The organism is Guyparkeria sp. WRN-7 (assembly GCF_001641825.1).
Lineage (GTDB): Bacteria > Pseudomonadota > Gammaproteobacteria > Halothiobacillales > Halothiobacillaceae > Guyparkeria.
In genome coordinates this window covers 215,989-228,932 of sequence record NZ_LRFH01000004.1, presented here as the reverse complement: position 1 = coordinate 228,932, position 12,944 = coordinate 215,989, and the positions used below count along the sequence as shown (strand labels likewise).

Below are 12,944 nucleotides of genomic sequence, written 5' to 3'. Positions count from 1 at the left end.
TACGGCATTGAAAACGCCGGGCTTGTCCCCATGTCGTCGGGTCAGGCCAGACGTCCTTGCCGCCGGGCAGGGGGTGCCGGTTGTCGACAGGCCGCCGAGAACGGCCGACCGGCCGACCGCATCGGTCGGATGAAACAAAAGAGGAAGAACCATGGCCAAAAGCCAGTCACTGCAAGAACCGTTTCTGAACACGTTGCGTCGCGAACACATCCCCGTGTCCATCTACCTGCGCAACGGCATCAAGCTCCAGGGCCAGATCGATTCATTCGACAACTTCGTCGTGCTGCTGAAGAACAACGTCAGCCAGCTGGTCTACAAGCACGCCATCAGCACCATCGTGCCGACCCGGCCGGTCAATATCGACCCCGAGCCGAAGGCGCGCGAAGGCGGGGGTGACGAATAACCCCGATGGAGTTCTTCGAACGCCACAAGGGCGGTGAACGGGCCGTATTGCTGCACGTCGAGCAACGGGCGCTGGATTCCAACGAGGATCTGTCCGAGTTTCGCGAACTGGTGCGTTCGGCCGGTGCCGAGATACTTGCCGAAAGCACCGTCAACCGTCAGACGCCCGACCCGCGGCTGTTCATCGGCAAGGGCAAGGCCGAGGAGCTTGCCGAGATGGTCGCCGCCCACGAGGCGGAACTGGTGATCGTCAACGCCCAGCTGTCGCCGTCCCAGGAGCGCAACCTCGAGGCCCTGGTCAAGTGCCGGGTGCTGGATCGCACCGGCCTGATCCTCGACATCTTCGCCCAGCGCGCCCGCTCCCACGAGGGCAAGCTCCAGGTGGAGCTCGCCCAGTTGAATCACCTCTCGACCCGCCTGGTGCGCGGCTGGACCCACCTTGAGCGCCAGCGCGGCGGCTCGATCGGTCTGCGCGGGCCGGGTGAGACCCAGCTCGAGATGGACCGCCGTCTTCTCGGCGGCCGTATCAAGCAGCTCAAGGAGCGCATCGCCCGGGTGCGTCGGCAGCGCGCCGAGGGCCGCAAGGGTCGCCAGCAGTCCGATGTGCCCACCGTGGCGCTGGTCGGTTACACCAACGCCGGCAAGTCGACCCTGTTCAACGCCCTGACCGTCGCCGAGTCCTTCGCGGCCAACCAGCTGTTCGCCACGCTGGATACCACCCTGCGGCGCGTCGAGATGAATCCGCAGCTGACGGTGGTGTTCGCCGACACGGTCGGCTTCATCCGCCACCTGCCGCACGAGCTGGTGTCGGCGTTCCGCTCGACCCTCGAGGAGACGCTCGAGGCCGATTTGCTGTTGCACGTGGTCGACGCCTCGTCGCCCGAACGTGACCGGCAGATCGAGGACGTCGAAGCGGTGCTCGAGGAAATCGGTGCGGGCAAGCTGCCGATGCTGACCGTGATGAACAAGATCGATCGGCTCGAGGACGGTGCCGTGCGGGTGGACCGCGATGCGACTGAAGCCCCGACCCGTGTCTGGGTCTCCGCCAAGGAAAGCCTCGGGCTGGATGAGTTGCGCGAGGCCCTCGGCGAGCGGCTCGAGCCGAGTACCGTCAGCCGCCGGCTGTTCATCCCGATGGCTGATGGCCGGCTGTACGCCATGCTGCAGGGTGAGGGTGGGGTCGTCAGCGAGGATGTCGACGAGAGCGGCTGGCATCTCGAGATCGTCCTGCCCGTCGCCCGCTGGGGGCAGCTGTTGAAGAAGGAGCCGACGCTGGCGGAGATGGTGCTCGATGCGCCGCCAACGCCCGAGCCCGAGCCGTTCGAGCAGGTGCTGGCCGAGCGCGCCGAGCGTCACTGACAGGCTGCGGCGACGCGGTTGCCTCGCCCGCCGGCGGGCACTACACTCTGGCGCTGCCTTGTGCGCCCGCTCGCCGGGACGGGCGAGGCAACCTGAATCGAATACCCATTCCCGCCGGGCTCCCCGGCGGCAATCACTGGAGATGCCCATGGCCTGGAATGAGCCGGGTGGCGGTAAGGATCCCTGGTCGAACCCTCGTGGCCGGGGCAAACCGCCCAACATCGACGATGCCCTCGGGCGCCTGAAGGACCGCTTTGGCGGCGGTGGAGGCGGCGGCATGGGCAATGCCGGTGGGTCCAAGGGGATCCTTGCCATCATCGGGATTGTCCTGATCGGCTGGCTGATCTCGGGCATCTACATTGTCGACGAAGGCCAGCGCGGCATCGTGCTGACCTTCGGCAAGTACACCAGCACCGCGGGCCCCGGCCCGCACTGGCACCCGCCTTACCCGATCTCGGACGTGGTCACGGTCAATGTCGACCAGTACCGCGACCGTGAACTGAGCATGTCCGTGCTGACCAACGACGAGAACATCGTCGAGGTCGACCTGGCGAGTCAGTTCACCGTTCGTGACCCGGTGTCCTTCCTGTTCAACGTCCGCGATCCCAATGGCACGCTGCAGGATGTCATGCAGAGCGCGACCCGTGAGGTAATCGGCTCGAGCCGCATGGACTACGTCCTCACCGACGGCCGGGTCGAGATCGTCGATGCGGTGCGTACCCGCATGCAGGAACTGCTGGAGTCCTACAAGACCGGCCTGATCGTCCGTTCGGTCAACCTGCAGGACGTCCAGCCGCCGGAGCCGGTCCAGCCCGCGTTCGAGGACGCCATCCGGGCTCGAGAGGACGAGCAGCGCTACATCAACGAGGCGCTGGCCTACGCCAACCAGGTGGTGCCGCGTGCCCGTGGTGATGCCGCCCAGATCCTCGAGCAGGCCAAGGGCTACAAGGCACGCGTGATCAACAAGGCCCAGGGTGAGGCAGCCCGCTTCGACGCGCTGCTGGAGTCCTACCGCATCGCGCCGGCGATCATTCGCGAGCGCATGTATCTCGAGACGCTCGGCGAGATCTACGCCAAGGGCAACAAGATCGTGGTCGACCCGGCCAATGCCAACAACATCCTCAATCTGCCGGCCGGCGTGAAGAAGGACTTCACCCAGGACGCGGACAGCCGCAACACGGCGCCGCTGGCCGTGCCGTCGCTGACCACCGGACAGACCTTCGGCAGTGACTCGTCGAACACGTCCTCCAACAACAACCGCTCCGGCCTGCGCACGAGGGGGTCCGAATGAACTGGGTGACACGTCTGCTGCTGCCGCTGATCGTCGTGGTCGTGTTCCTGTACGCGACCGCGACCTTCCAGGTGGCCGAATACCAGGAGGGCGTGAAGTTCCGCCTGGGTGAAATCGTCGAGACCGACTTCGAGCCGGGGCTGCACTTCAAGCTGCCGTTCGTCAACTCGGTGCGTCTGTTCGACACGCGCATCCTGTCGCTGTCGACGCCGCCGGAGCGCTTTCTGACCAGCGAGAAGAAGAACCTGATCGTCGACTACTACATCAAGTGGCGTATCACCGATCCGGCGAACTTCTACCGGGCGACCGGTGGCCAGGAGGGCGTGGCCGAGAGCCGGCTCAACCAGATCGTCAAGGACAGCATGAAGAGTCAGATCTCCAGCCGGACCATCGCCGAGGTGGTCTCCGGGGATCGCGACCTGTTCATGCGCAACGTGATCGAGACCACCAACCAGGACATCGAGGGCCTGGGTCTGGCGATTGTCGACGTGCGCATCATGCGCATCGAACTGCCGCAGGAAGTGCGCGAATCGGTCTACTCGCGGATGGAGAAGGAGCGCTCCACCGTTGCCAAGGCGATCCGTTCGCGTGGTGAAGAGCAGGCCAAGCGCATTACCTCGGACGCCGATCGCCAGCGCGTGGTCATCCTCTCGGAGGCCGAGCGCGAAGCCGACCAGATCCGAGGCGAGGGTGATGCCACGGCGGCCGCGACGTACGCCGAGAGCTACGGTCAGGACGAGGAGTTCTTCTCCTTCTACCGCAGCATTCAGGCCTACGATCAGGTCTTCGCCAACGGCAACGACACCTTCGTGCTCAACCCGGCCAGCCCGTTCTTCCGCTACTTCCAGTCGCCGAACGGCGAGGGCGAGTCGGAAGGCGGTGCCCTGCCGGCCCGATAAGGCTTCGCGCGGATGATGGACGACCTGCTGCGGGTGCTCGGCCTGGTGCTGATCATCGAGGCACTGCTGCCGTTCATCAGCCCGCGGGCCTACCGGCAGGCGGTCGCACAGATCGCCCTGACCCCCGACTCGCGCATGCGGGGCATCGCGCTGGCCGTGCTGTTGCTCGGCCTGGGATTGTGGGTCTGGGGCTAGTCCCGGTCCGCTTGCAGTCGAACAACCCCAGCCCGGGCTGGGGTTTTTTGTGCGCGGCGTTTACAATACGCGGGTTTTGCCCGTGCCGTGACGGCCGATTCCGGTCGGCCGCGGCGCGTCTGCCCACGAATCACTCGCAACCAGCAACAGCATGAGCAATCAGTCCCCCTGGATTCTGCCGGCCGGCATCGACGAGGTCCTGCCGGCGCAGGCACGCCGCATTGAGCGCGTTCGCACCCGCATGCTCGAGACCTTCGACCGCTGGGGCTACGAGCTCGTGGTGCCGCCGATGGTCGAGTTCATCGACACCCTGCTGGTCGGCACGGGCGAGGATCTCGACCTCGACACCCTCAAGGTCACCGACGGCCTGTCCGGTCGCCAGCTGGGCGTGCGCGCCGACATGACCCCGCAGGTCGCACGGATGGATGCGCACAGCCTGCCAGCGGTCGACGAGCGCCGCCTGTGCTACATCGGCACGGTCATTCGCGCCAAGACAGACGGTCTGGGCGGCTCGCGCGCACCGATGCAGGTGGGTGCCGAGCTGTTCGGCAGCGATGCCCCCGAGGCCGATGTCGAGGTGATCTCGCTGATGACCGAGGCACTGGCGGTGGGTGGCTGCGAGCGGCTGACCCTGGACCTCGGGCATGTCGGCGTCTTTCGCGCCCTGGTGCGCGCCGCCGGCCTGGACGAGGCCCGCGAGGACCAGCTGCGCGACGCGCTGAGCCGCAAGGCCGTGCCCGAGATTCGCGACACGCTCACCGGCTGGTCGCTGGAGGCGAAGACCGTCGAGGCGATCGAGGCGCTCTGCGACCTGCATGGTCCGTGGCAGGCGACCCTGGAGAAGGCGAAGGCGCGTCTGTCCAATGTGCTCGATGCCGACGGGCAGGCCGCGCTCGAACGGCTGGCCACGGTCGCCGAGGCGATCCAGGCGCGCGTGGACGGCGAGGTGCTGGTGGACCTGTCCGAACTGCACGGCTATCACTACCAGACCGGTCTGGTCTACGCCGCCTATTCGCCGCGCATGGGGCGCGAGATCGCACGAGGCGGCCGCTACGACGATATCGGTCAGGTATTCGGTCGCTCGCGTCCGGCGCTGGGCTTCTCGCTCGACCTGCGCGATCTGCTCGGCCAGGGTAGCGAAGAGGCACCCGAACGGCAGACGGTCTACGCACCGGCGCGACTCAACGAGGCGGCCCTCGACCGGGCAGTGGCCGAACTGCGCGAGCAGGGCTATCGCGTGATCACGACGAATTCGATTCCCGACGGCGCGCCGCAGCTGGCCGCCGTCGACGACGGACAGACACAAACTTGGCAGCTAACGGGTGAATTGGACCATGGGTAAGAGTGTGGTCGTCCTCGGGTCCCAGTGGGGCGACGAGGGCAAGGGCAAGGTCGTCGACCTGCTGACGGAGAACGTCGGCGCGGTCGTGCGCTTCCAGGGCGGGCACAACGCCGGACACACCCTGGTGATCGGTGGCGAGAAGACCGTGCTGCACCTGATTCCCTCGGGGATCCTGCGCGAAGGCGTCAAGTGCCTGATCGGCAACGGTGTGGTGCTCGCGCCCGACGCGCTGATCGAGGAGATCGAGCAGCTCGAGTCCCGCGGCGTGCCGGCCTCCGACCGCCTGATGCTCTCCGAGGCCTGCCCGCTGATCCTGCCGCATCACGTGGCCCTGGATAAGGCGCGCGAGCACGCCCGCGGCGAGCAGAAGATCGGCACCACGGGGCGTGGCATCGGCCCGGCCTACGAGGACAAGGTGGCTCGGCGCGGCATCCGGCTGGAGGACATCTTCCACCGCGAACGGCTGGCAGCGAAGCTCGGCGAGGTACTCGACTACCACAACTTCGTGCTGCGCCAGTACTTCGGTGCCGAGCCGATCGATTTCCAGCAGACGCTCGATCGTCTGCTCGCCCAGGCCGAGATCCTCGCGCCGATGGTCGGTGACGTGCCGGGCACGCTCGCGCAGATGCGCGCGCAAGGCCGCAACCTGATGTTCGAGGGTGCCCAGGGCACGCTGCTGGACATCGATCACGGCACCTACCCGTACGTCACTTCGTCGAACACCACCGCCGGCGGTGCCTCCACCGGCAGCGGGGTGGGCCCGCTGGAGCTCGATTACGTGCTCGGCATCACCAAGGCCTACACCACGCGCGTCGGTGGCGGACCGTTCCCGACCGAACTGGAGAACGAGGTCGGCGAGCGCCTGGCCAAGCGCGGTCACGAGTTCGGCTCGACCACCGGCCGGGCGCGCCGCTGTGGCTGGTTCGATGCCGTGGCGCTGCGCCGCGCGGTGCAGATCAACAGCCTCTCGGGTCTGTGCCTGACCAAGCTCGACGTGCTTGACGGCATGGAAGAGGTGCGGATCTGCGTCGGCTACGAGATCGAGGGTCAGCGCATCGAGAGCGCGCCGTTCTCGGCCGACACCTATTCGCGTTGCGATCCGGTCTACGAAACCATGCCGGGCTGGCAGGAGACCACGGTCGGCATCAAGGATGCCGACGCCCTGCCGCAGGCGGCGCGCGACTACATCCATCGCATCGAGGAGCTGACCGGCGTGCCGGTCGACCTGATTTCCACCGGCCCGGACCGCGAGGAAACCATCGTGTTGCGGGATCCGTACGACGCCTGATCGTCGTATTCCACCCCGTCCGGATCAGCCCACCGGAAAATCGGTGGGTCGCAGGTCTTTATTTCTGCGCAAAAATCCGTAAAATCGCGCCACTTGAATTTCCCTCGGTGAATTGCCGGGGCTGCGAGATCGGTCAACTGGCTGGCCGGCGTCGTCGTCGACGCAGTCTGGCAGTCACTACTCCAACAGGAATCGTTAAGCGTTATGGTCAAGATTCGTCTGGCTCGTACTGGTGCCAAAAAGAAGCCCTTCTACCACGTCGTTGTTACCGACAAGCGCAATGCGCGTGATGCCGGCTCGTACGTCGAGCGCATCGGGTTCTTCAACCCGGTCGCCCGTGGTAAGGAAGAGCGCCTGCGCCTGGACCTGGACCGCGTCGCCTACTGGCAGGAGCGCGGTGCGCAGACCAGCGAGCGTGTCGCTTCCCTGGTCCGCCAGAGCAAGAAGCAGGCGACGGCCGCCGCCGAGTAAGGCGTGACGGCGTCGACGGGACCGGTCGATCCGGTCGTCATCGCCCAGCTGGGCCGTCCCTACGGCATCAAGGGCTGGGTGTGGCTGCAGGTGTTTACCCGGCCGGTCGACAACATCAAGCGTTACCGGGAGGTCTACCTGCGGGATGACCGCGGTCAGGCCCGCCCGGCGCGCATCGAGAAGCTGACGGTGCACCCCAAGGGGGTCACCGCCAAGTTCGCGGGGGTCGAGGATCGCACCGCCGTCGAACAGCTCGGCCGGGCCGAGATCGTGGTGGGACGCGACGCGCTGCCGCCGACCGGTCCGGAAGAGTACTACTGGCGCGACCTGATCGGTTGCGAGGTGGTGCACGTGTCGGGGCAGACGCTCGGGCAGGTGCGCGACATGCTGGAAACCGGCGCGAATGACGTGCTGGTGGTCGACGGCGACCGGGAGCGGCTGATTCCGTTCCTGCCGGACGACGTGATCCGCGGCGTCGACCTCGACGCGCGGCGTATCGAGGTCGACTGGGACCCCGAGTTCTGATGCGGATCTCGGTGGTGACCCTGTTCCCCGAGCTGGTGGAGGCGGGGAACCAGTGCGGGATGGTCCGCGCGGCGATCGAGAAAGAACGACTGGACGTATCGGGCTACAACCCCCGCGACTGGTCTTCCGATCGCAACCGTCGGGTCGACGACCGCCCCTTCGGCGGTGGGCCGGGCATGCTGCTGCAGCCCGGGCCCATCACTGGGGCGATCGACGCGGCGGTGACGGATGCCGGAGCAGCGCGACCGCTGGTCGTGGCGCTCTCGCCGCAAGGCAAGCGGCTCGATCGGCACCTGATTGCCGACTGGGCCGAGCGGGAACAGCCGCTGGTGCTGGTCTGTGGCCGTTACGAGGGCTTCGACCAGCGAATACTCGACTCCCGGGTGGATGTCGAGTATTCGCTCGGCGACCTGGTGCTCTCCGGGGGCGAGCTGGCGGCGATGGTGGTGGTCGATGCGATCGCCCGGCGGCTGCCCGACGTGGTCGGGGATGCGCAGTCGGTGGTCGAGGACTCGTTCGAGGCCGATCGACTGGATCACCCGCACTACACGCGGCCACCGGAATGGGAGGGCCGCGGCGTGCCGGCGGTGCTCTCGAGTGGCGACCACCGACGGATTGCCGGGTGGCGTGCCGAGCAGGCGCTGCTGACCACGGCCCGGCGACGACCGGACCTATTTTTGCAACACGGGCCGTCTGCTAGCGAGCGGGCGGCACTGGAAAGACACTGGCTCGCGGGACGCGATGAAACCCCGGGCAGCCAACAGACACGCGATTGATAACAGGTGGCGGAAAATGAACGAGATCATCAAGCAAATCGAAGCCGATCAAATGACCCGCGAGGTGCCGGAGTTCGGCCCCGGCGACACGGTTTCCGTCGATGTCCGGGTAAAGGAAGGCGACCGTGAGCGCCTGCAGGCGTTCGAGGGCGTCGTGATTGCCATGCGCAACCGCGGCCTGAACTCCTCCTTCACCCTGCGCAAGTTCTCGTACGGCGAGGGCCTGGAGCGTGTATTCCAGACCTACAGCCCGCAGATCGCCGCCATCAAGGTCAAGCGTCGCGGTGACGTGCGTCGCGCCAAGCTGTACTACCTGCGTGGTCGTACCGGCAAGGCCGCCCGCATCCGCGAGCGCCTGGGCTGATCGAAGCCCGACTGACCGGACAAACCCCCGCACCGCTGGTGACGGGGGTTTTGTTTTTTGCGGGGAAGGATAAGGGCGACCTGATGATTTGTTCGCTGGCGGTGTCCGCGTGATTGCTCCCTGGGTCGTCGGCATCGACGGCTGCCCCGGCGGCTGGGTAGCGGTTGCACAGCCGAAGGCTCCCGGCGCGCCCGAGGAGGTGCGCGCGGAGGTCGCGCCGCGGCTGGTCGACCTGCTGGAGAGATTCGATGCCGTCGGGCTCGCGGGCATCGATATGCCGATCGGTCTGTCCGGGGGAGGGCCCCGCGAGTGCGATCTGGCGGCTCGCGCCCGGCTGGGAAGACGGGGGTCGTCGGTGTTTCCCGCCCCGTTGCGCCCGGCGCTGGCGGCAACTACGCATCACGAGGCATCCGAGGTCTCCCGAGAGGCATGCGGGAAGGGCGTCTCGGCGCAGGCGTGGAACCTCTTTCCCCGGGTGCGCGAGGTCGACAGGCTGCTCGGCGAGCAGGTCGCCTGGCGCGAGAAACTGGTCGAGGTGCACCCCGAGCTTTCCTTTCTCGCCATGAACGACGGCGAGCCGCTGCCGGCTTCCAAGCACCGCATCGACGGCATATACCGCCGCCGTGCGCTGGTGGCGGAGGCGTTCGGCACGGCGACGATCGAGTCGGTCGTTGCGCAGCTGGCCGGTACGCGGGCCAAGGAGGACGACATGCTCGATGCCTTCGCCGTGCTCTGGAGTGCGCGCCGGTGGGTCGAGGGGCGGGGTGTCTGCCTCCCCGCCGACCCGCCGCGCGACTCCCATGGTCTGCCGATGCGGATCACCTTCTGAATCCGTCCCGCGCCGGGGCTTGAAATCCCGCCCGATGCCCCTATCTCCACCGCGTCGACGGCGGCCGCACGGCCCGCCCGTCTGCCGTATCAGCAATCGAGCGACAACACGGAGACCCGCTTCCATGAGTCAAGCCCAGACGCATGCCTTCCAGACCGAGGTGAAGCAGCTGCTTCGCCTGATGATCCATTCGCTGTACTCCAACCCGGAGGTGTTCCTCCGCGAGCTGATCTCGAATGCATCGGATGCCTGCGACAAGCTGCGTTTCGAGGCGCTCGCCGATGACGGCCTCTACGAGGACGACCAGGACCTGCGCGTGCGGGTGTCCTTCGATGCCGAGGCGAAGACCGTCACCATCGACGACAACGGCATCGGCATGAACCACGAGGAGGTGGTCGAGCACATCGGCACGATCGCCCACTCGGGCACCAAGGCCTTCCTCGAGCAGCTCGAGGCGGACAAGCAGAAGGATGCCAACCAGATCGGCCAGTTCGGTGTCGGCTTCTACTCGGCCTTCATCGTCGCCGACCACGTCGAGCTGACCACGCGCCGTGCCGGCGTGGGTGCCGAGCACGGCGTGCGCTGGACATCCAACGGCGAGGGCGAGTACACCATCGAGACGGTCGAGAAGCCAGAGCGCGGCACCCGCATCGTCCTGCACCTGCGCGAGGACCAGCAGGAGTTCGCCGACGACTTCCGCCTGCGTTCGGTGATCCGCAAGTACTCCGACCACATCAACTTCCCGGTCCAGATGTGGGCGCCGCCGAAGACCGAGAAGGACGACGAGGGCAACGAGACCGAGACCCCGGGGCGCTGGGAGACGGTCAACGATGCCAACGCGCTCTGGACGCGGCCGAAGAGCGAGATCACGGACGAGGAGTACACCGAGTTCTACAAGCACGTCTCGCATGACTGGGAGCCGCCGCTGACCTGGGCGCACAACCAGGTCGAGGGCAAGGTCGAGTACACCTCGCTGCTTTACATCCCCAAGCGCGCGCCGTTCGACCTGTTCGAGCCGGAGCAGAGCCATGGCGTCAAGCTGTACGTCAAGCGCGTGTTCATCATGGACGACGCCGACAAGCTGATGCCGCGCTACCTGCGTTTCGTTCGCGGCGTGATCGACTCGGCCGACCTGCCGCTGAACGTCTCGCGCGAGATCCTGCAGTCCAACCGCGTGCTCGACACGATCCGGTCGGGCTCGGTCAAGCGCGTGCTCTCTCTGCTCGAGAAGATGGCCAAGAACGAGCCGGAGAAGTACGCCGAGTTCTGGCAGACCTTCGGTCGCGTGCTCAAGGAGGGCGTGGGCGAGGACGTCGCCAACAAGGAGAAGATCGCCGCGCTGCTGCGCTTTGCCTCAACCAAGGGCGAGGGTGATGCGGAGACGGTCTCGCTGGCCGACTACATCGAGCGCATGCCCGAGGATCAGGACGAGATCTACTACATCATCGCCGACTCCTACCAGGCGGCCATCGCCTCGCCGCACCTCGAGATCTTCCGCAAGAAGGGCATCGAGGTGCTGCTGCTCTCCGATCGCGTCGATGAGTGGGTGATGGCGCACCTGACCGAGTTCGACGGCAAGACCTTGAAGTCGGTCACCAAGGCCAAGGTCGACGTCGACGAGGAAGACGAGGACGAGTCCGAGGAAGAGAAGCAGGAGCACGAGGCGCTGATCAACCGGCTCAAGGAAACCCTGGGCGACGAGGTCAAGGACGTGCGCCGCTCGCGCCGTCTGGTCGAATCGCCTGCCTGTCTCGTGACCGACGAGGGCGACGTCAGCCTGCACCTGCAGCGCATCCTCGAGCAGGCGGGGCAGTCCATGCCGGAGACCAAGCCGATCCTCGAGATCAATCCGGACCATCGACTACTCAAGCAGGCCGAGGGCGAGTCCGACGAGGCGCGTTTCGCCGACATCGCGCACGTCCTCTACGGGCAGGCGATGCTGGCCGAGGGCGGCAAGCTGGGCGACTCGGCGGACTTCGTCAGCCGATTGAACCGCCTGCTCGCCTGACGGTCCAATAACGCAATGCCCCAGACGGACCCCCGGCAACGGGGGTCTTTCTTTTGGGCGGTCGGTCGCAATGGGTGCAAATCCGCGGCCATGCCGTGTTTTTTCGCATCCATTAGCGTGCGATAATTACCCGATTTACCGGCTTGGGTTCTTCGATCTTGGTTCAGCAACGCACACTCAGAAACACCATCCGCGCCACGGGGATCGGCCTGCACACCGGCGAGCAGGTCCGTCTGACCCTGCGCCCTGCGGACGTGGACACCGGCATCGTCTTCCACCGGGTCGATCTGGGCGAAAACGCGACCATTCCGGGTCATGCGTTCAATGTCGGCGAGACCCAGCTGTCCACCACCCTGGTGAAGGACGGTGTGAAGATCTCCACGGTCGAACACCTGATGTCCGCGCTCGCGGGCCTGGGCATCGACAACTGCCGTGTCGAGATCGATGGCCCGGAAATGCCGATCATGGACGGCAGCGCCAGCCCGTTCGTCTTCCTGATCCAGTCGGCGGGCATCGAGGAGCAGGACGCGCACAAGCGGTTCATCCGCATTCTCGAGCCGGTCGAGGTGGTCGACGGCGATCGCTGGGTACGCTTCGACCCGCACGAAGGCTTCCGCGTGGCGATGTCGATCGACTTCAACCACCCGGTGCTCGACAAGTCCGCGCGGCTGGCCGAAATCGACTTCTCCTCGACCACCTTCGTCAAGGAAGTCGCCCGGGCCCGCACCTTCGGCTTCATGAGCGACCTGGAGATGATGCGCTCGCGCAATCTCGCCCTGGGCGGTTCGGTCGACAACGCCATCGTCGTGGGCGAGGAGCACATCCTCAACGAGGACGGCCTGCGCTACGGCGACGAGTTCGTCAAGCACAAGATCCTCGATGCGATCGGCGATCTCTACCTGCTCGGCTGCAGCGTGATCGGCAGCTTCACCGGCCACAAGTCGGGTCATGCGCTCAACAACCAGCTGCTGCGTGCGTTGCTGGCGCGGGAATCCGCCTACGAGACGGTGACCTTCGAGAACGAGGAGCCGCCTCCGGTGTCGTTCTCCCGCCCGGCGGCACAGGTGGCCGAGTAAGCCTCTGCCCAGGAACGAGACCCGGCACCAGCCGGGTTTTTTCTTGCTCGATCGCCTGGATGGAAGGGCGGTGGACAACGTCGAAGGATTCGGCAAGACTGATGTCCGGTTCGGACAGG

At 66.2% G+C, this 12,944-nt stretch carries 14 protein-coding genes; all 14 read left to right on the top strand.

The genetic code is table 11. The features are described from left to right. The first annotated feature begins 151 nt into the window (after window positions 1–151). On the top strand, window positions 152–403 hold the full coding sequence (hfq, locus tag AWR35_RS03665) for an RNA chaperone Hfq (protein WP_058574594.1): 252 nt from the start codon (window positions 152–154) through the stop codon (window positions 401–403). A 5-nt stretch (window positions 404–408) separates the two neighbouring features. Next, on the top strand, window positions 409–1,761 hold the full coding sequence (gene hflX / locus AWR35_RS03660; protein ID WP_058574593.1) for a ribosome rescue GTPase HflX: 1,353 nt from the start codon (window positions 409–411) through the stop codon (window positions 1,759–1,761). A 148-nt stretch (window positions 1,762–1,909) separates the two neighbouring features. Then, on the top strand, window positions 1,910–3,052 hold the full coding sequence (hflK, locus tag AWR35_RS03655) for an FtsH protease activity modulator HflK (RefSeq protein ID WP_058574592.1): 1,143 nt from the start codon (window positions 1,910–1,912) through the stop codon (window positions 3,050–3,052). Further along, window positions 3,049–3,951, top strand: a complete 903-nt coding sequence (gene hflC, locus AWR35_RS03650; RefSeq protein ID WP_058574591.1) for a protease modulator HflC — start codon at window positions 3,049–3,051, stop codon at window positions 3,949–3,951. The genes hflK and hflC overlap by 4 nt, the downstream gene beginning before the upstream one ends. Window positions 3,952–3,963: 12 nt before the next feature. Then, complete coding sequence (locus AWR35_RS03645) at window positions 3,964–4,146, top strand: DUF2065 domain-containing protein (protein ID WP_058574590.1); 183 nt, start codon at window positions 3,964–3,966, stop codon at window positions 4,144–4,146. 151 nt (window positions 4,147–4,297) lie between these two features. Continuing rightward, a complete protein-coding gene (locus tag AWR35_RS03640; protein WP_058574589.1) occupies window positions 4,298–5,488 on the top strand; it encodes an ATP phosphoribosyltransferase regulatory subunit in 1,191 nt (396 codons plus the stop codon). Continuing rightward, window positions 5,481–6,776 (top strand): adenylosuccinate synthase, encoded by a 1,296-nt coding sequence (locus tag AWR35_RS03635; protein ID WP_058574588.1) that lies wholly within the window; start codon window positions 5,481–5,483, stop codon window positions 6,774–6,776. The genes AWR35_RS03640 and AWR35_RS03635 overlap by 8 nt, the downstream gene beginning before the upstream one ends. 204 nt (window positions 6,777–6,980) lie before the next feature. After that, window positions 6,981–7,247 (top strand): 30S ribosomal protein S16, encoded by a 267-nt coding sequence (gene rpsP / locus AWR35_RS03630; RefSeq protein ID WP_058574587.1) that lies wholly within the window; start codon window positions 6,981–6,983, stop codon window positions 7,245–7,247. 3 nt (window positions 7,248–7,250) lie between these two features. Next, the gene (gene rimM / locus AWR35_RS03625; RefSeq protein ID WP_058574586.1) at window positions 7,251–7,772 is read left to right on the top strand and encodes a ribosome maturation factor RimM; all 522 of its coding nucleotides are present in this window, start codon (window positions 7,251–7,253) and stop codon (window positions 7,770–7,772) included. Further along, a complete protein-coding gene (gene trmD, locus AWR35_RS03620) occupies window positions 7,772–8,548 on the top strand; it encodes a tRNA (guanosine(37)-N1)-methyltransferase TrmD (RefSeq protein WP_058574585.1) in 777 nt (258 codons plus the stop codon). Before rimM ends, trmD begins: the two co-directional genes overlap by 1 nt. Before the next feature lie 16 nt (window positions 8,549–8,564). After that, window positions 8,565–8,912, top strand: a complete 348-nt coding sequence (gene rplS, locus AWR35_RS03615) for a 50S ribosomal protein L19 (RefSeq protein WP_058574584.1) — start codon at window positions 8,565–8,567, stop codon at window positions 8,910–8,912. A 109-nt stretch (window positions 8,913–9,021) separates the two neighbouring features. Further along, entirely contained in the window at window positions 9,022–9,741 is a 720-nt protein-coding gene (locus tag AWR35_RS03610; RefSeq protein WP_197408121.1) for a DUF429 domain-containing protein, read from the top strand. A gap of 124 nt (window positions 9,742–9,865) precedes the next feature. Beyond that, a complete protein-coding gene (htpG, locus tag AWR35_RS03605) occupies window positions 9,866–11,749 on the top strand; it encodes a molecular chaperone HtpG (RefSeq protein WP_058574582.1) in 1,884 nt (627 codons plus the stop codon). A 158-nt stretch (window positions 11,750–11,907) separates the two neighbouring features. Further along, complete coding sequence (lpxC, locus tag AWR35_RS03600) at window positions 11,908–12,825, top strand: UDP-3-O-acyl-N-acetylglucosamine deacetylase (protein WP_058574674.1); 918 nt, start codon at window positions 11,908–11,910, stop codon at window positions 12,823–12,825. Window positions 12,826–12,944: the final 119 nt, after the last annotated feature.